Raw genomic sequence first — 17623 nt, 5'->3', positions numbered from 1 at the left:
GGCGAATTGCACCACCGCCGCATCTCTGTAGGGGCGAATTCATTCGCCAGCGCAGCCCCGTCAGGCGAATAAATTCGCCCCTACAAAAGGGCCCGTCCCCGCTGCGGCGAGGCCGCCGGTTGGGGCTCACAACGTTCCTCCCCTTGGCCGCCCGTCACCGCTAGGTACGGGCGGCGTTTTTTTGCGGCGCCCGGCGCGGGGCCCGCTCTGCGGCGGCCATGCGTCGGCATTTTGGCTGGCGGTGACATGTCTGCGTTATTGTTCGATTATCGAACCAAGATTCGATTATCGGATTGTTTCGCTTCGGCCCGCGTCCTAATGTTGACGCACTGGCCGGCGCCACAGCGTCGGGCACCGTCAACGAGCTAGAGCAGAAACAATGGCCGAAATCCTCACCCTGCGCGAAGCCGTCCAGCGCTTCGTCAACGATGGCGACACCGTCGCCCTCGAAGGCTTCACCCACCTGATTCCGACCGCCGCCGGTCACGAGATCATCCGCCAGGGCAAGAAAGAGCTGACCCTGGTGCGCATGACCCCCGACCTGATCTACGACCAGCTGATCGGCTCCGGCTGCGCGAAGAAGCTGATCTTCTCCTGGGGCGGCAACCCCGGCGTCGGTTCGCTGCACCGCCTGCGCGATGCGGTGGAGAAGCAGTGGCCGCACGCCCTGGAGATCGAGGAGCACAGCCACGCCGACCTGGCCAACGCCTACGTCGCCGGCGCCTCCGGCCTGCCGTTCGCCGTGCTGCGCGCCTACGCCGGCTCCGACCTGCCCAAGGTCAACCCGCTGATCAAGTTCATCAACTGCCCGTTCACCGGCGAGCAGCTGGCCGCCGTGCCGAGCGTGCGCCCGGACGTCACCGTGATCCACGCGCAGAAGGCCGACCGCAAGGGCAACGTGCTGGTGCAGGGCATCCTCGGCGTGCAGAAGGAAGCCGTGCTGGCCGCCAAGCGCGCCATCGTCACCGTCGAGGAGATCGTCGACGACCTCAACGCGCCGATGAACGCCTGCGTGCTGCCGACCTGGGCGCTGTCCGCGGTCTGCGTGGTGCCGGGTGGCGCCCATCCGTCCTACGCCCACGGCTACTACGAGCGCGACAACCGCTTCTACCAGGCCTGGGATCCGATCGCGCGCAACCGCGACACCTTCACCGCCTGGATCGACACCTACATCCGCGGCACCGCCGATTTTTCCGAGTTCAAGGCCAAGCTGGCCGCGCAGCAGGAGGCCAAGTAATGAGTTACACCACCAACGAAATGATGACCGTGGCCGCCGCCCGCCGCCTGAAGAACGGCGCCGTGTGCTTCGTCGGCATCGGCCTGCCGTCCAAGGCCGCCAACCTGGCACGCCTGACCTCGTCCCCGGACGTGGTGCTGATCTACGAATCGGGGCCCATCGGCGCCAAGCCGAGCGTGCTGCCGCTGTCCATCGGTGACGGCGAGCTGGCCGAGACCGCCGACACCGTGGTGCCCACCGGCGAGATCTTCCGCTACTGGCTGCAGGGCGGGCGCATCGACGTCGGCTTCCTCGGCGCGGCGCAGGTCGACAAGTACGGCAACATCAACACCACCGTGGTCGGCGACTACTTCTCGCCGAAGGTGCGCCTGCCCGGCGCCGGCGGCGCCCCGGAAATCGCCGGCTCGGCGAAAGAGGTGCTGATCATCCTCAAGCAGGGTCATCGCAGCTTCGTCGACAAGCTCGACTTCATCACCTCGGTCGGCTTCGGCGAGGGCGGCGACCATCGCCAGCAGCTCGGCCTGCCGGGCAAGGGCCCGGTCGGCATCATCACCGACCTGTGCATCATGGAGCCGGAGGCCGGCACCAACGAATTCATCGTCACCGCGCTGCACCCGGGCGTGACCCGCGAGCAGGTGATCGAGAACACCGGCTGGGCGATCCGCTTCGCCGCCGACGTGAAAGTCACCCCGGAGCCGACCGCCGTCGAACTGGACGCCCTGCGCGCCCTGGAAGCCCGCACCGCCGCCGCCCACGGTGGCCAGGTCGGAGGTGACGCATGAGCCGCGACGTCTTCATCTGCGACGCCGTCCGTACGCCCATCGGCCGCTTCGGCGGCGGGCTGGCGGCGGTGCGCGCCGACGATCTGGGTGCGATTCCGCTGAAAGCCCTGCTCGAGCGCAATCCGCAGCTCGATCCGACGGCCATCGACGACGTGTTCTACGGCTGCGCCAACCAGGCCGGCGAGGACAACCGCAACGTCGCGCGCATGTCGCTGCTGCTCGCCGGCCTGCCGGCCAGCGTGCCGGGCGTGACCCTCAACCGTCTGTGCGCCTCGGGCCTCGACGCGGTGGGCAGCGCCTTCCGCGCCATCGCCCTGGGCGAGATCGAGGTGGCCATCGCCGGTGGCGTCGAGTCGATGAGCCGCGCGCCCTATGTGATGGGCAAGGCCGACAGCGCCTTCGGTCGCAGCCAGAAGATCGAAGACACCACCATGGGCTGGCGCTTCGTCAACCCGCTGCTGAAAGCCCAGTACGGCGTCGAGGCCATGCCGCAGACCGCCGACAACGTGGCCGAGGACTTCGGCATCTCGCGCGCCGACCAGGACGCCTTCGCCCTGCGCAGCCAGCAGCGCGCCGGCCGCGCCCAGGCCGAGGGCTACTACGCCGAGGAAATCGTCCCGGTGGTGATCATGGGCAGGAAGGGCGACACCGTCGTCGATACCGACGAGCATCCGCGCCCGGACACCACGCCCGAAGCGCTGGCCAAGCTCAAGCCGGTCAACGGCGAGGGCAAGACCGTCACCGCCGGCAACGCCTCGGGCATCAACGACGGCGCCGCGGCGATGATCCTGGCTTCGGCCGAAGCGGTGGCCAAGTACGGCCTGAAGCCGCGCGCCAGGGTGCTCGGCATGGCCGCCGCGGGCGTCGAGCCGCGCATCATGGGCATCGGCCCGGTGCCGGCGGTGCAGAAGCTCTGCGAGCGTCTGAACCTGGCGGTCGCCGACTTCGACGTGATCGAGCTCAACGAAGCCTTCGCCGCCCAGGGTCTGGCCTGCATGCGCGAGCTGGGCATCAGTGATGACGACGCGCGGGTCAACCCGAACGGCGGCGCCATCGCCCTCGGCCACCCGCTGGGTATGAGCGGCGCGCGTCTGGTGCTGACCGCCCTGCACCAGCTGGAGAAATCCGGCGGCAAGCTGGGCCTGGCCACCATGTGCATCGGCGTCGGGCAGGGCCTGGCGCTGGCCATCGAGCGCGTGTGAAGCGGAGTAGGGGCATGGCGTAGGGTGGACAACTCGCGCAGCGATTGTCCACCACGTGCCACCTGGTCTGGTGGACAAGGCTGCGTCGTTGTCCACCCTACGGTTGCGTGCGGCACCGCCGCCTCCGCGCTGGACCCCGTCGCGCCGCGCTGCCAACCTTGGTCCTATCCCATCGCTCACAGGATGACACCGTCTTGAGCAACCAACTGTTCGATGCCTACTTCACCAGCGCGCCGATGCGCGCGGTGTTCTGCGACCAGGGCCGGTTGCAGGGCATGCTCGACTTCGAGGTCGCGCTGGCGCGCGCCGAGGCGACGGTCGGGCTGATTCCGGCCGCCGCCGTGGCGCCCATCGCCGGCGCCTGCCGCGCCGAGCTCTACGATATTCCCGCGCTGGCCACTGCCATCGCCTCCGCCGGCAACTCGGCGATTCCGCTGGTCAAGGCCCTCGGCCGGCAGATCGCCGCCGTCGACGCCGAGGCCGAGCGCTACGTGCACCTCGGCGCCACCAGCCAGGACGCCATGGACAGCGGCCTGGTGCTGCAACTGCGCGCCGCCATCGCCCTCTTCGAAACCGAGCTGGCGCAACTGGCCGACGACCTCGCCGCCCAGGCCGAGCGCCATGCCGCCACGCCGCTGGCCGGGCGCACCTGGCTGCAGCACGCCACCCCGGTGACCCTCGGCATGAAGCTCGCCGGCCTGCTCGGCGCGCTCACCCGCCAGCGTCAGCGCCTGGCCGAATTGAAACCGCGCCTTTTGGTGCTGCAGTTTGGCGGCGCCGCCGGCACCCTCGCCGCGCTGGGCGAGCACGCCCTGCCGGTGTCCGAGGCGCTGGCCCGCGAACTGGACCTGACCCTGCCCGAGCAGCCCTGGCACACCCAGCGCGACCGTCTGGTCGAGTTCGCCGGCTGGCTCGGCCTGCTCGCCGGCACCCTCGGCAAGCTCGGCCGCGACCTGTCCCTGCTGATGCAGACCGACGTCGGCGAGGCGTTCGAGCCGTCCGCGCCCGGCAAGGGCGGTTCCTCGACCATGCCGCACAAGCGCAACCCGGTCGGCGCCGCCGTGCTGATCGGCGCCGCTACTCGCGCGCCGGGGCTGGTCGCCACCATGCTGTCGGCCATGCCGCAGGAGCACGAGCGCAGCCTCGGCCTCTGGCATGCCGAGTGGGAAACCCTGCCCGAGCTGTGCTGCCTGCTGTCCGGCGCCCTCCAGCAGGCGCGCCTGCTGCTGCCCGGTCTGGAAGTGGACGCCGCGCGCATGCGCGAGAACCTCGACCTGACCCGCGGCCTGGTGCTGGCCGAGGCGGTGAGCATCGCCCTGGCCCAGCGCATCGGTCGCGAGCGCGCCCACCACCTGGTCGAGCAGTGCTGCCGCCAGGCGGTCAACGACGGTCGCCACCTGCGCGCCGTGCTCGGCGGCAACGCCGAAGTCGCCGCCGAGCTGTCCGCCGCCGAACTGGATCGCCTGCTCGATCCGTCCCATTACCTTGGCCTGGCGCAGAGCTGGGTCGCCCGTGCCGTGGCCGAACACCGCGCCACCCACCGCTAAGGAGTCTTCCATGCCGACCGTGCAACTCGCCGATGGCGCCCTCAACTACCAGCTCGACGGCCCGGCCGGCGCGCCGGTGCTGGTGCTGTCCAACTCGCTGGGCACCGACCTGCACATGTGGGACGCGCAGATCCCGGCGTTCGCCAAGGAGTTTCGCGTGCTGCGCTTCGACACCCGCGGCCACGGTGCCTCGCTGGTGACCGAGGGTCCGTACAACATCGAACAGCTCGGCCGCGACGTGCTGGCGCTGCTCGATGCCCTGGACATCCAGAAGTTTTCCTTCTGCGGCCTGTCGATGGGCGGCCTGATCGGCCAGTGGCTGGGCATCAACGCCGGCGCGCGCCTGGAAAAGCTGGTGCTGTGCAACACCGGCGCGAAGATCGGCACTGACGAGGTCTGGAACACCCGCATCGACACCGTGCTGGCCGGCGGTCAGCAGGCCATGCGCGATCTGCGCGACGCCTCTATCGGTCGCTGGTTCACCGCCGAATTCGCCGCCGCCCAGCCGGGCAAGGTCGAGCCCATCGTCGGCATGCTGGCGCAGACCTCGCCGCAGGGCTACGCCGCCAACTGCGCCGCGGTGCGCGACGCCGACTACCGCGAGCAGATCGCTGCGATCACCGCGCCGACCCTGATCGTCTGCGGCAGCTTCGATGCCGTCACTACGCCGGAGCATGGCCGCTTTATGCAGGAGCGCATCAAGGGCGCGGAGCTGGTCGAGTTCCACGCCGCGCACCTGTCCAACGTCGAGGCCGGCGACGCCTTCAGCCAGGCGGTGCTGGCGTTCCTCAGGAAGTAAGTACGGGCGTAGGGTGGACAACGCGCGCAGCGCTTGTCCACCAACAGCCACGGTGGGCAAGGCTGCGCCGTTGCCCACCCTACGAGAATCCAGCCCGCCTGCACTGGCGGAGCAGGGCGCCTCACCAGCGCGCCCGTCACCATAATCATCAGGCCAGCCGCCACGAGCGAGCCGGCCGAGCCTCTCACGGAGCCAGCAATGGACGAGAAACAACGCTACGAAGCCGGCATGCAGGTGCGCCGCGCGGTGCTGGGCGACGCCCATGTCGACCGCAGCCTGAAGAACATCACCGAGTTCAACGGCGAGTTCCAGGAAATGATCACCCGCCATGCCTGGGGCGACATCTGGACCCGCCCGGGCCTGCCGCGCCACACCCGCAGCCTGATCACCATCGCCATGCTGATCGGCATGAACCGCGAGGGCGAGCTGAAGCTGCACCTGCGTGCCGCGCGCAACAATGGCGTGAGCCGCGACGAGATCAAGGAAGTGCTGCTGCAGAGCGCGATCTACTGCGGCATCCCGGCGGCCAACGCCACCTTCCACCTGGCCGAGGAAGTGTGGAACGAGCTGGGCGTCGAATCGCTGGAGTGATGGATGCGCCGGGCGGGCCTGTAGGGGCGAATTTATTCGCCTGCCCAAGCCACGTAGGCGAATAAATTCGCCCCTGCAGGGGAACGTGGTCGGGCGGACCGTGTGCGGAATTAACTAACAAGTTAATATAGTCCGCTCCGCCACGGCCCCGTCCGCCCGCTTGCCAGCCGCAGGCCAGCAAGCCCGGGCCCCTTTCACCCCCTCACCAGGAACCCCGTTTCCGGATGACCATGTCCCGCCCGCTCAAGGGCATCCTGCTGACCTGCGCCGCGGTATTCGCCTTCGCGTCGCTGGACAGTGTGTCGAAGTACCTCACCAGCTTCACCAGCGTGCTGATGATCCTCTGGGTGCGCTACCTGGCGCAGAGCCTGCTGCTCGTCGCCTGGCAACTGCCGCGCCATGGCCTGCGCATCTTCAAGGTCAACTGCCCGGGCCTGCAGGTGGCCCGCGGCCTGTCGCTGCTCGCCATCGGCATGTTCTTCCTGTTCGCCCTCCGCTATCTGCCGATCGGCGAGGCCACCGCCGTGCACTTCCTGACCCCGCTGCTGGTGGTCCTGCTGGCCATCCCCATGCTCGGCGAGCGCGCCAGTCTGGCCGAGTGGCTGCTGGTGGCGGTCGGTTTCGCCGGCGTGCTGATCATCGTGCGCCCCGGCGGCGGCCTGCTGACCCCGGCCATGCTGCTGCCGGTGTGCTCGGCCAGCTGCTACGCGATCTTCCAGCTGCTCACCCGGCGCATCGGTACGCGCGACAGTGCGGCCACCACCAACCTGGTCACCGGGCTGGTCGGTGCCGCCATCATGACCCTGCTGCTGCCGTTCTACTGGAACGGCCTGCCGGCGTGGCCGCCGCTGCTGGGGATGATCTCCCTCGGGGTGATCGCCGTCAGTGGCCACATGCTGCTGACCGTGGCTTTCCAGCACTGCTCGCCGGTACTGCTGGCGCCGTTCAGCTACCTGCAGATCTTCTTCGCCGTGCTCTACGGCTTTCTGATATTCGACCACGCGCCGGATGGCGGCGCGCTGCTGGGCATGGGCGTGATCGCCCTGAGCGGGCTGGGCAGCGCCTGGCTGCAGGCGCGCCGGCATGCCTGATCCGGGGACTGCCATGCACGACCAGCCGATCCGTATCCTGCTCGCCGGCGAGGGCGCCATCGCCGGTATCCATATGACCGCCTTGCAGGAAATATCCGGCGCCGAGGTGGTCTGCGTCGCCGGCGGCGTGGCCGCCGACACCGCGGCCTTCGCCGCGCAGTGGGGCATCCCGGAGCATTCGCTCGACTATGCCACCTGTCTCGCGCGCGACGATATCGACGCGGTGATCCTCGCCAGCCCGAGCGCGCTGCACGCCGCACAGGCCAGCGCGGCCATCGTCGCCGGCAAGCACGTGCTGGCCGAGATCCCGATGAGCCTGAATCTGGCCGACGCCGAGCGCCTCGGCGCCGAGGCCGCGGCCAGCGACCGCGTGTGCATGGTCGCCCATACCCGCCGCTTCAGCGCGCCGCACCTGGAGCTGAAGCGGCGCATCGCCGCTGGCGAATTCCACCTGCAGCACCTGGTGGCCGAGACCTGGTTCCTGCGCCGCGACAACCGCAACATGTTCGGCCAGCCGCGCAGCTGGACCGACTGCCTGCTCTGGCACCACGCCTGCCACAGCGTCGACCTGTTCGCCTGGCTGCTCGACGACTTCGAACTGGACGTGTGGGGCAGCGCCGGCCCGCGCCATCCCGAGCTGGGCATCCCGATGGACATGAACATCGGCCTGCGCGCGCGCAACGGGGCGATGGCCACGCTGGTGCTGTCGTTCAACAACCGCGGCCCGTTCGGCGGCCACTACCGCTACATCGGCGAGGAGGCGACCCTGCACGCCTACCGCGACGAGCTGAAGGACCACGACGGCCTGCTGCAGAGCGTGCCCGCGGGCAGCGGCTTCGCCCGCCAGGACGGCGAATTTCTCGCCGCCATCCGCGAAGGGCGCACGCCCGAATCCTCCTTCGCCGCCTGTCTGCCGAGCATGCGCCTGCTCGAGCGGATCGACCGGGCGATGGGCCTCACTCGGCGCTGAGCGGGGAATCGCCCGGGGCTGCGTCGGGTGAGTCGATCCGTGGCGGCGCGGCCTGGACGGCAGGGCGACTGGCCCCAGGCATGGACTTCCCCGCCGTAGACGCCGTGGCTTTCGTGCCTTGGCTGGCGCCTCTATGGCCGATGCCTTCACGACTGTGGGGCAGCGGTGCGGCTTACGGTCTGGGTGGGCAAGGATAAGTCGCCGGCTCTTCGAAAAGGGGCCTTGGCCACACGATGGCGTGCAGGGATCTAGACTCAGACAATCATTTCCCGAGGCCAAGGATCATGTTCCTAGCATGCCACTGGCTCCGCCTGATCCGTCTTTTTCTGCTCATGCTGGTTGGCGTGATTGGCATGAATGGCTGCTCCACCGGGCAAGGGTTTCTTTCGCAGTCCCCGGAACCGGCCCGCGCCCCGGAGCCGGCGCGGGTCCAGGCCCGGCCTTCCGCTGAGCTTCCCTACTATGCGGGTCGGCGGAATCTCAAGGTTTACAGTGCTCCCAGGCGTGGCGCACGAGTGCTGGGCACTTTGGCGCTCCATCAAAAGGTGCTCCGCAGCGAAGTTCAGGATGGCTACGCGCGAATCCGCACCCCGGACGGGCGGAAACAGGGGTGGGTCAACAATGGCCTGCTCATCTGGCGCCTGCCGGCGGCCAAGCGCTCCGCCACTGCCGCGGCTGCGGTCAAGTGCCCCCCTCAGACTGCTCCACTCGCAAGTCCGGCTGAGCCGGCCGCCCCGGTGGAGCAGACCGCTTCGGTCGAGCCGCCAGCCCCAGCCGAGCAAACAGCTTCAGCCGATCCGGCCGATCCAGGCGAGCTGGTAGCCCCGGCGGAAGTCGCCCCGCCCGCCGAGAATGCCGATGGCTTGCAGGCCAGGCCGGGTGCCGAGGTATTCGATAGATTCTGAGCCGTTGGCGTCCGAGGTTTGCGATGAGCGAGAAACAGGCGGGGTTGTTTTCGGGCTGGTGGACCGCCCTGCTTCAATTGCGTCAGGTATCGGGTGAGCGGCGCGAGCAGGTTCTCGGCGACATCCACCAGGGGTCGATACCCGGCGGCACCTACTATGGTTTGCTGGGCATTGCCACGGTGGTCGCCGGCATTGCCTTGCTCATCGACAGCGCGGCCACCCTGATCGGCGCGAGCGTCGTGGCGCCGTTCATGACCCCGATCATCGGTATGTCGCTCGCGCTTTTGCGGGGCGAGGTCGAATCGCTGTCCAAGGCGATGCTCGCCCTGTTGATCGGTGCGCTGCTGGGCGTGATCCTCTGTTTTGCCCTTGGCCGCCTGTCGCCCATGGACGAGTTCACCGCGCTGCTGCTCGCTCAGACCCAACCCACTCTCATCGGTCTGTGCGTGGCGTCGCTGGCGGGCTTTGCCGGTGCCCTGGCGATGATCGACGAGCGTGTCTCGCCGATACTGCCGGCTGTGGCTATCGCCATCGCGTTGAATCCGCCCATCGCCGCCATTGGGCTGTGCCTGGCCGCCGAGGCTTACCAGGGGGCATTGGCGGCACTGCTGCTGTTCTTTGCCAACGTGCTGGTGACACTAGCCGTGAGTGTCGTGGTGTTTTTCGTCGCCGGTTTTGCAAGTCATGGCGAGACGGGTAGTCGGCGGGGAGGCGCCGGGCAATTCGCCCTGACACTGATAAGCCTGACGTTGCTCGCTACCGCGCTGACCGGCCACCTTTTCACCCTGATCGATGACTTGCGCGCGAATCGGCTGGTCGACCGCGTGCCTGACGAGCAATTCGCCCAGTTGACCGATACCGCCCTGACCCGCGTGGAGGTCGACTCCACGGCGCAGGGGGGAAGCGTCAGCGCCGTCTTGGATACCCCGCAGGAGCTCGAGCCGAAACCGGCAAAGGTCCAGGCGTCTCCTTCCATGACCCTGCTCCAGCAGGCAGAGCCGATCGCCCGCGAGGCTTTTGCCGACCGGGAGCACATCCACATCGACGATATCAGTCTGGTTGAACTCGATTCCGGGCCGGTTCTGGTGATAGCCATCCAGAGTCCGCGTCAGCCGGGTCCGGAGAGGGTCGAGAAATTCCAGAAGTTCCTGCGGGAGCGCCTGCAAAACAACAATATTCGCGTGGATATCCGGCGCATCTCGACCAGTGAGGTGAGCGCCAAGGGACCGGTGATCCTGGGTGCGGCGCACTACGGTGCGCTCGACGACCGGCAGCGGCGGATACAGGCGCAGATCGAAAGCCTGCTGACTCGCCTGATCACGAACAAGCCGCACTTTTATGTGCAGGCCATCGATGCGGCGCCTGCCGGAGAGTCCTGGACCGTACGTGGATGGGTTGCGGGGCCCAATGTTCTGAGTCCTGCCGACATCCAGTCTCTGCAAGGCGCCGTCAAGCGCGACCTGAACCAGCAGATCGATTTGAAGATTCTCAGCCGTGTGGAACTCGAGGTGGGGGAAGAGGGGTATCAGCCGCCACCGATACGCTGAGTCGAGAGGCCAATGGCCCAGCCGATCCGGGGACTGTCCATCGGCAGCGAGATCAGGATCGACCTCGTCTGCGCGGAAATGCCGGCACGGGGATGCCGGAGCGGTTGGAGCAGCCGATGTGGCTGACGTCGCACTGGCCGGGCGTTCAGCCGGCCTTGCGCAGGGTGAAATTGATCCGCTGCGCGCCGAGCAGCGGATGCACCGCCTCCTTGACCGGTAGGATGCCGTGAAAGCGCAGCCGATCCTCGCCGCCCCACACCACCACGTCGCCGTGCAGCAGCGCCACCCGCTGCGCCGGATCGCGCCGCGCGTGACCGCCGAACAGGAACACCGCCGGGATGCCCAGCGACACCGAGACGATGGGGTGCGCGAAGCTGCGCTCGTCGCGGTCCTGGTGCAGGCTCATACGCGTACCGGGCAGGTAGCGGTTGACCAGGCAGGCGTCCGGCGCGAAATCGGCGAAGCCCGCGGCGGCGGCTGCCTCCCGCGCCAGCCGGCGGAACGCCTCCGGCAGCGCCGGCCACGGCAGCCCGCTCAGCGGATCGGCCGGACTGTAGCGATAGCCGCGGCGGTCGCTAATCCAGCCCAATTCACCGCAGTTGGTCAGCGCCACCGACATCGACTGCCCGCCGGGCGTGACCATGATGCGAAACGGCGCCATCGCCTCGACCGCCGCCAGCGCGGGCAACAGCTCATCGACCCAGGGCAGGGCGAAACCGCGCAGCAGCAACGCCTGAGCGCCGAGGCGCTCCTCGCGCGGCAACTCGCTGGGCGTTTCGCCGAACAGGTCGGGAGTGAAGGGGGGAGGGGATCGATACGGCATGGCGGTGGACCCGCAGGCGGCGGCTGGGGATGGGCGTTTTCAATCTAACACCCGCGGTCGACGAGGACAGCGGCTGACTGCGAAACCCCAGCTTCCATGGCGCGGACAAAATGGCTGTCCCTCGGTCAGCGTCCGCTATCCGCTCACGCAAGTGAACGGCCCCTCTGTAGCGCCTGCGGCAGCGACCGGCCCTATACGAAGCCTCCGGCCGATGGATTGCCATCCGCTGCATTCGTCCGAGCAGCAGGCAAACCGCAAGGGATTGACTATTCTGGAGATTTATATCCTGCAGGCTGACAGCCAGGGGCTGTAAGTCGCAACCGGGAGGCGCGCGGGGTTTGGCGAGGGAGTTTCATACGGCAAATGGCGCCTGGATTTTTCATCGCTTGGCGCCGGATGATGGTTGGCTCTCGCGGAGAAAGATTATGACGACTCCAAGCAAGAAAGACATGGCAGCCGAGTTTCTGACCATGTGTGCGTCCGGAGAGGTTCGGGAAGCTTACAAACGCTACGTTCGTGAAAACTTCAAGCACCACAATCCCTACTGCCCCTGTGATCGGCGTTCTCTGATGGAGGCGATGGAAAAGAGTTCGGCCGAGGATCCAAACAAATCGTTTCAGATCCGCAAGGTCATTGAATCTGCGGACACGGTGGCGGTGTTTTCCCGCCTGCAACCTTCGAAAGTAGATCTTGGCTACGCCGTCGTGCATATCCTGAAGTTCGATGGCGAAAAGATCGCTGAGATGTGGGATGTTTCCCAGGAAATTCCCAAGGAATCGCCCAATGAGCTTGGGATGTTCTAATCGGTACCACCCGCTTGCCGCTGTCGCCCGGCCCTTTTCGCGGCGAGCATGGGATTTCACGAGGAACGGTCGTGACTCCGAATGAGGTCAGGGACCTTCTGCTCTGGTGCGCCGGCACCAACTACGCGGTTCTCCTCTTCTGGTTTCTGATCTTCGTCTTTGCCCGTGACTGGATGTATGCAGTGCATACCCGCTGGTTCAAGTTGTCGGCTGAGGTGTTCGATGGCATTCATTACACGGCGATGGCCGTCTACAAGATTGGCATCCTCCTGTTCAATCTGGTGCCATTGATCGCTTTATCCCTGCTTTCCTGAGGCCGCGCGGCTGGCCGCTTTTTATACGCAGGCGGTCGCCGCAGGTGGGGTGTGACTCTTTCCCTCAGCCGTCGGCCGAAGCCGCACGCCTGCTGAGCTGAACGGTTGGCCGCGACCTGCTTCGCTTCGTTGCCAGCGTGGCGTGCTGACTCATAATTGGGAGTGCAGCCGGACCGGGCGGACGACCACGACGATGGACCTCTGGCACTGCGAGGCATGGCAATCCGGCACGCCGGCTGCGTTACCGTTGCTCCGTGCCGCGGGTACACGAGGAGGAAGCCTTCATGGCCGCAGACGAGCGCAAGGTGCAAGGCATACGCCCCGATAGCGCGGTGATGACCCGCCAGCGGCTGCCCTATTTCGTCGGCATCTCGGGGCAGACGGTCGGGGCGCAGGGGTTGTCCATGCATCTGGTGGTCATCCCGCCCGGTGGGCGAGCCGAACCGCACCTGCACGTGGGTTACGAGACGGGCATCTACGTGCTGGAGGGCCGCGTGCTCACCCGCTGGGGCGCGGCGCTGGAGAACGAGGTCGTCAGCGAGGCCGGCGAGTTCCTGTTCGTTCCCCCCGGTGTGCCGCACGAGGCGATCAATCTCAGTGACAGCGAGCCGGCTCGCGCGGTGGTGGCGCGCAACGATCCGGCCGAGCAGGACAAGGTCGAGCCCTACGTCGCCGTGCCGCCATCGCAGCCCGCCAGCTAGGCCGCGCGCCATGCCCAGCCCCTTTCGCGCGCTCTGCGCCGAGCTGAACGCCTCGCTGCCCTCCGCGCTGGCGGCCGCGGGCTATCGGCCTCCCGGCATTCCTTTCGATCGCCATAATCTGCGCTACGAGTTCACCCGCGAGGGCGCGGCCGGGCGGGAGACCATCGCGATCCTCTTCAATCGCCGGCGCAGCCCGCAGTTCGGCGTCCAGCTGTTCATCGAGCCGCCCGAGGGATTGGCCGAACTCGAAGCCCGCGGTGGCGCGCTGATCCTCGGCACGCTGTCGCCCAGTCGAATCATGTGGCCGTTTCCGGTCCGCGCCTTCGGCCAGGGGCGGTCGCTGCTTTCGCGCTGGTGGGCCAGGGCCGAGACGACGCCCGTCGAGGCGGTTCGGGCCTTTCTGGCGTTGCTTCCGGAGGTGGAGGCTTGGTGGCGTCAGCCGCGCAGCCGCCCGCACATCGTCACCGGCACCCTCCGCTATCCCGGCAGGCAGGGGCGTTCTTGACCGCTTGGGCGAATAAAACCGCCGGCGAAAAAAAGCCCGTCGCGAGGACGGGCTAAAGGTCATACCCCAGGATCAGGCCGGCGTTGCCTCCGGCCGGTATTGCACGGTCAGAGCAGGTTGAGCGGATAGTTGACGATCAGGCGGTTCTCGTCGAAGTCGGTGCCGTTGTTGGCCCAGCTCTTGCGGATGTTGGAGTTGCGCCACTTCACGTTGAGGCTCTTCAGCGGGCCGGACTGCACCACGTAGGCCAGCTCGGTCTCGCGCACCCATTCCTTGCCGTCATCGGTGACCGCGTTGTGCACGTTGTCGCCGCTGATGTAGCGGGTGGTGAAGGTCAGGCCCGGCACGCCCCAGCCGACCAGGTTGTAGTCGTAGCGCAGCTGCCAGGAGCGCTCCTCGGCGTTGTCGAAGCTGGAGTTGTAGCTGTCGTTGGCCAGGGTGCCGCCGCTGGTGCCGTTGACGCGCAGCCAGGCGTCGTCGCCGCTGAGCTTCTGCAGTCCGACGTAGAAGCCGTGGTTGCCGGTCTTGGCCGAGAACATCCCGGAGGCGGCCTTGTTGTCCAGATCGCCGGCCAGCGCGTCACCGTTCTCCTGGCCGATGAAGTAGCCGAGGTTCGCGCCCAGGGTCCAGGCGCCGACCGGCTGGTTGTGCACCAGGTTGTAGTACTGCTGCTGGTAGAGGTCTTCCAGCTCGGCGTACCAGGCGCCGAGCATCGTGCGCTTGTCGTTGAAGGTGTATTCGCCGGCGGCAAAGTTGAAGCGGTCGGAGGTGAAGGCCGGGCGGCCGAAGATCGTCATGTCCTCCATGCTGGCGTCGTTGCGCGGGCTGTTCTGGCGGAACTGGCCGGCGTAGAGGGTCAGGCCGTCGATTTCCTTCGAGGTGAGCTGGCCGCCCTGGAAGGTTTGCGGCAGCGAGCGGCCGTCGTCGGAGCGCAGGATCGGCAGCACCGGCATCCATTCGCCGACCTTCAGTTCGGTGTTGGAGAACTTGGCCTTGCCGGCCACCGCCAGGCGGCCGTAGTCGTCGGCCGGGCTGCCGTCGTCGTGCACCGGCAGCAGCTGGGTGTTGGTGGTGCCCTTGCCGCCGTCGAGCTTGACCGAATACAGGCCCAGCACATCGGCGCCGAAGCCCACCGGGCCTTCGGTGTAGCCCGAGCGGGCGTCGAGGATGAAGCTCTGCGTCCACTCCTCGGCGCGGCTCTGCGCGGTGCTGGCGGAGTTGCGGAAGTCGCGGTGCAGGTAGTAGTTGCGCAGGTTCAGCGTGGCGGTGGCGTCGTCGACGAAGCCGGCGGCCAGCGCCGGCGTCGCCAGGGCAGAGGTGCCGAGGGCGCTGGCGGCGGCGATGGCGAGCGAGAGAGAGGTGCGAGACGTCATTATTGTTGTACTCCCGATTTCGAGCAAAAAAGCCCCGGCCGTGGCATTGGCGACGGATCGACGGGGCGGGGTGGTCCGGCCTTGGGCCGGAAAGTCACGCGCGTGTCTGGGCGGTCACGCCGCGTGGCGAAAGAGGGGGGAGGGCGTGTGGCCTGATCCGCGCACGGACCGGCAGGAACGATGGAGGCACGAGCATTTGGGCGATTCCGTTTTGTTGCTGTTGTTATCGGATCAGAAGCTGGCGAGCGACAGGGGGCGTTGGCCAGCTCATGGGCCGATGGTGGCGGCCGGACGAATGACGGTCAATCGGGTCAAACCTGAATTGTTCGATTATCGAACACAATACTAACCGGTTAGTACATTTCGATTGCCGCTCCCGAAGGCCTGGTCGATACTCGATTCACCCCCTCAGTCGTCGCTCCATCCGCCTGCCGGAGAGACGGATTGCCTGCCCCAGGAGGCCCCATGCATCGCTCCATCGCCACCGTCTCGCTCAGCGGAACCCTGCCGGAAAAGCTGGAGGCCATAGCCGCCGCCGGGTTCGACGGCGTCGAGATTTTCGAGAACGACCTGCTCTACTACGGCGGCAGTCCGCGCGAAGTGAGCAAGCTGGCGGCCGACCTGGGCCTGGAGATCACCCTGTTCCAGCCGTTCCGCGACTTCGAGGGCTGCCGCCGCGAGCGCCTGCAGCGCAACCTCGACCGCGCCGAGCGCAAGTTCGACCTGATGCAGGAGCTGGGCACCGACCTGGTGCTGGTGTGCAGCAACGTCGCCGCCGACTCGCTGGGCGAGCGGCAGATCCTGGTCGACGACCTGCGTCTGCTCGCCGAACGCGCCGGCGCGCGCGGCCTGCGCATCGGCTACGAGGCGCTGGCCTGGGGCCGCCACGTCAACACCTGGCAGCAGGTCTGGGACATCGTGCGCGCTGCCGACCACCCGAGCCTCGGTGTGCTGCTCGACAGCTTCCACACCCTGTCGCTCAAGGGCGACCCGAGTGCCATCGCCGAGATTCCCGGCGAGAAGATCTTCTTCGTGCAGATGGCCGACGCGCCCATTCTCAACATGGACGTGCTGGAGTGGAGCCGCCACTTCCGCTGCTTCCCGGGGCAGGGCGACTTCGACCTACCGGGCTTCCTCGCGCCGATCCTGAAAAGCGGCTACCGCGGCCCGTTGTCCCTGGAGATCTTCAACGACGGCTTCCGCGCCGCGCCGCCGCGTGCCACCGCGGTGGACGGCCACCGCTCGCTGCTCTACCTGGAGGAGAAGACCCGCCTGCTGCTGGAAGAGCAGCGCCAGCCGGTCGAGGAGGGCGTGCTGTTCGCCCCGCCGCCGGCCAGTCGCTACGACGGCATCGAGTTCCTCGAATTCGCCGTCGACGGCGAGCACGGCGCCCAGCTGGCGCAGTGGCTGACCCGCCTGGGCTTCGCCGAGGCCGGCACCCACCGCTCGAAGAACGTCAGCCTGCTGCGCCAGGGCGACATCAACCTGGTGCTCAACGCCGAGCCGTATTCCTTCGCCCACAGCTACTTCGAAGCCCACGGCCCTTCGCTGTGCGCCACCGCGCTGCGCGTGCGCGACAGCCACCAGGCGCTGGAGCGCGCCAGCCAGTTCGGCGGCCAGCCGTACCGCAGCCTGATCGGCCCCAACGAGCGCGAGATCCCCGCGGTGCGCGCCCCGGACGGCAGCCTGATCTACCTGGCCGACCTCGACGCCGAAGGCCACAGCATCTACGAGACCGACTTCGCCCTGAAGGGCAGCAACGACGCCGGCATGCTCAAGCGCATCGACCACGTCGCCATGGCCCTGCCGGCCGAGGGCATGGACTCCTGGGTGCTGTTCTACAAGAGCCTGTTCGACTTCGAGGCCGACGACGAGGTGGTGCTGCCCGACCCCTACGGCCTGGTGAAGAGCCGCGCCATCCGCAGCCGCTGCGGCACCGTGCGCCTGCCGCTGAACATCTCGGAGAACCGCAACACGGCGATCTCCCGCTCGCTGTCCACCTATCGCGGCTCGGGCGTGCACCACATCGCCTTCGAATGCGACGACATCTTCGTCGCCGTCGAGCGCGCCAAGGAGGCCGGGGTGCCGCTCCTGGACATCCCCATGAACTACTACGACGACCTGGCCGCGCGCTTCGACTTCGACGACGACTTCCTCAGCAAGCTGGCCTACTTCAACGTCCTCTACGACCGCGACGCCCAGGGCGGCGAGCTGTTCCACGTCTACACCGAGCCGTTCGCCGAGCGCTTCTTCTTCGAGATCCTGCAGCGCAAGGACTACGCGGCCTACGGCGCGGCCAACGTCGCCGTGCGCCTCGCCGCCATGGCCCAGGCCCGCTCCGGGCGGCGCAGTCCCAAGCTGTGACGGGCCGAAGCCACGCCGCGGAGGGCGGCGTGGCTTCCCTCCCGCTGGGCGGCAACCGATAATCGCCTG

At 67.6% G+C, this 17623-nt stretch carries 17 protein-coding genes; 15 read left to right on the top strand and 2 right to left on the bottom strand.

Features of this window, described 5'->3' with window-relative positions:
* The first annotated feature begins 379 nt into the window (after nucleotides 1-379).
* From LMJ29_RS08745 to LMJ29_RS08705, 10 genes are all read left to right on the top strand, one after another.
* Entirely contained in the window at nucleotides 380-1237 is an 858-nt protein-coding gene (locus tag LMJ29_RS08745) for a CoA transferase subunit A (protein WP_229605137.1), read from the top strand.
* Entirely contained in the window at nucleotides 1237-2019 is a 783-nt protein-coding gene (locus LMJ29_RS08740; RefSeq protein WP_229605136.1) for a CoA-transferase subunit beta, read from the top strand. The genes LMJ29_RS08745 and LMJ29_RS08740 overlap by 1 nt, the downstream gene beginning before the upstream one ends.
* A complete protein-coding gene (gene pcaF / locus LMJ29_RS08735) occupies nucleotides 2016-3221 on the top strand; it encodes a 3-oxoadipyl-CoA thiolase (RefSeq protein ID WP_229605135.1) in 1206 nt (401 codons plus the stop codon). Before LMJ29_RS08740 ends, pcaF begins: the two co-directional genes overlap by 4 nt.
* A gap of 158 nt (nucleotides 3222-3379) precedes the next feature.
* Nucleotides 3380-4768, top strand: a complete 1389-nt coding sequence (locus tag LMJ29_RS08730) for a 3-carboxy-cis,cis-muconate cycloisomerase (RefSeq protein WP_264758821.1) — start codon at nucleotides 3380-3382, stop codon at nucleotides 4766-4768.
* Nucleotides 4769-4778: 10 nt separating this feature from the next.
* Nucleotides 4779-5567 (top strand): 3-oxoadipate enol-lactonase, encoded by a 789-nt coding sequence (pcaD, locus tag LMJ29_RS08725; protein WP_229605134.1) that lies wholly within the window; start codon nucleotides 4779-4781, stop codon nucleotides 5565-5567.
* A gap of 198 nt (nucleotides 5568-5765) precedes the next feature.
* Nucleotides 5766-6158: a 4-carboxymuconolactone decarboxylase gene (pcaC, locus tag LMJ29_RS08720; protein ID WP_229605133.1), complete on the top strand. Its 393-nt coding sequence runs from the start codon at nucleotides 5766-5768 to the stop codon at nucleotides 6156-6158.
* A gap of 224 nt (nucleotides 6159-6382) precedes the next feature.
* Complete coding sequence (locus LMJ29_RS08715) at nucleotides 6383-7249, top strand: DMT family transporter (protein ID WP_229605132.1); 867 nt, start codon at nucleotides 6383-6385, stop codon at nucleotides 7247-7249.
* Nucleotides 7242-8219, top strand: coding sequence for a Gfo/Idh/MocA family oxidoreductase (locus tag LMJ29_RS08710; protein WP_229605131.1), 978 nt, complete (start codon nucleotides 7242-7244; stop codon nucleotides 8217-8219). The genes LMJ29_RS08715 and LMJ29_RS08710 overlap by 8 nt, the downstream gene beginning before the upstream one ends.
* Nucleotides 8220-8452: 233 nt before the next feature.
* A complete protein-coding gene (locus tag LMJ29_RS21065) occupies nucleotides 8453-9124 on the top strand; it encodes an SH3 domain-containing protein (RefSeq protein ID WP_377655527.1) in 672 nt (223 codons plus the stop codon).
* Between the two features lie 23 nt (nucleotides 9125-9147).
* A complete protein-coding gene (locus tag LMJ29_RS08705) occupies nucleotides 9148-10671 on the top strand; it encodes a DUF389 domain-containing protein (protein ID WP_229605130.1) in 1524 nt (507 codons plus the stop codon).
* A gap of 145 nt (nucleotides 10672-10816) precedes the next feature.
* Here LMJ29_RS08705 and alkB read toward each other — a convergent pair whose 3' ends face one another.
* Complete coding sequence (gene alkB, locus LMJ29_RS08700; protein WP_229605129.1) at nucleotides 10817-11494, bottom strand: DNA oxidative demethylase AlkB; 678 nt, start codon at nucleotides 11492-11494, stop codon at nucleotides 10817-10819.
* Nucleotides 11495-11919: 425 nt separating this feature from the next.
* Between alkB and LMJ29_RS08695 the strand changes: the two genes are divergently transcribed.
* The 4 genes from LMJ29_RS08695 to LMJ29_RS08680 all read left to right on the top strand — a co-directional run bounded on the left by LMJ29_RS08695 (nucleotide 11920) and on the right by LMJ29_RS08680 (nucleotide 13817).
* Nucleotides 11920-12297, top strand: a complete 378-nt coding sequence (locus LMJ29_RS08695; RefSeq protein ID WP_229605128.1) for a nuclear transport factor 2 family protein — start codon at nucleotides 11920-11922, stop codon at nucleotides 12295-12297.
* Between the two features lie 71 nt (nucleotides 12298-12368).
* A complete protein-coding gene (locus LMJ29_RS08690) occupies nucleotides 12369-12611 on the top strand; it encodes a DUF6868 family protein (RefSeq protein WP_229605127.1) in 243 nt (80 codons plus the stop codon).
* A gap of 305 nt (nucleotides 12612-12916) precedes the next feature.
* Nucleotides 12917-13312: a cupin domain-containing protein gene (locus LMJ29_RS08685; RefSeq protein ID WP_229605126.1), complete on the top strand. Its 396-nt coding sequence runs from the start codon at nucleotides 12917-12919 to the stop codon at nucleotides 13310-13312.
* Between the two features lie 10 nt (nucleotides 13313-13322).
* Complete coding sequence (locus LMJ29_RS08680) at nucleotides 13323-13817, top strand: hypothetical protein (protein ID WP_229605125.1); 495 nt, start codon at nucleotides 13323-13325, stop codon at nucleotides 13815-13817.
* 107 nt (nucleotides 13818-13924) lie between these two features.
* Here the strand turns inward: LMJ29_RS08680 and LMJ29_RS08675 are convergent, their stop codons facing one another.
* Nucleotides 13925-15190: an OprD family porin gene (locus LMJ29_RS08675; protein ID WP_229605124.1), complete on the bottom strand. Its 1266-nt coding sequence runs from the start codon at nucleotides 15188-15190 to the stop codon at nucleotides 13925-13927.
* A gap of 465 nt (nucleotides 15191-15655) precedes the next feature.
* Here LMJ29_RS08675 and quiC point away from each other — a divergent pair, with 465 nt between their 5' ends.
* On the top strand, nucleotides 15656-17554 hold the full coding sequence (gene quiC, locus LMJ29_RS08670) for a 3-dehydroshikimate dehydratase QuiC (RefSeq protein WP_229605123.1): 1899 nt from the start codon (nucleotides 15656-15658) through the stop codon (nucleotides 17552-17554).
* Nucleotides 17555-17623 lie beyond the last annotated feature (69 nt).

The sequence above is a fragment of the Pseudomonas oryzagri genome (genome assembly GCF_020831405.1).
Classification (GTDB): Bacteria; Pseudomonadota; Gammaproteobacteria; order Pseudomonadales; family Pseudomonadaceae; genus Geopseudomonas; species Geopseudomonas oryzagri.
The sequence above is the reverse complement of the archived record's forward strand: the minus strand, read 5'-3'. Positions and strand labels throughout refer to the sequence as shown.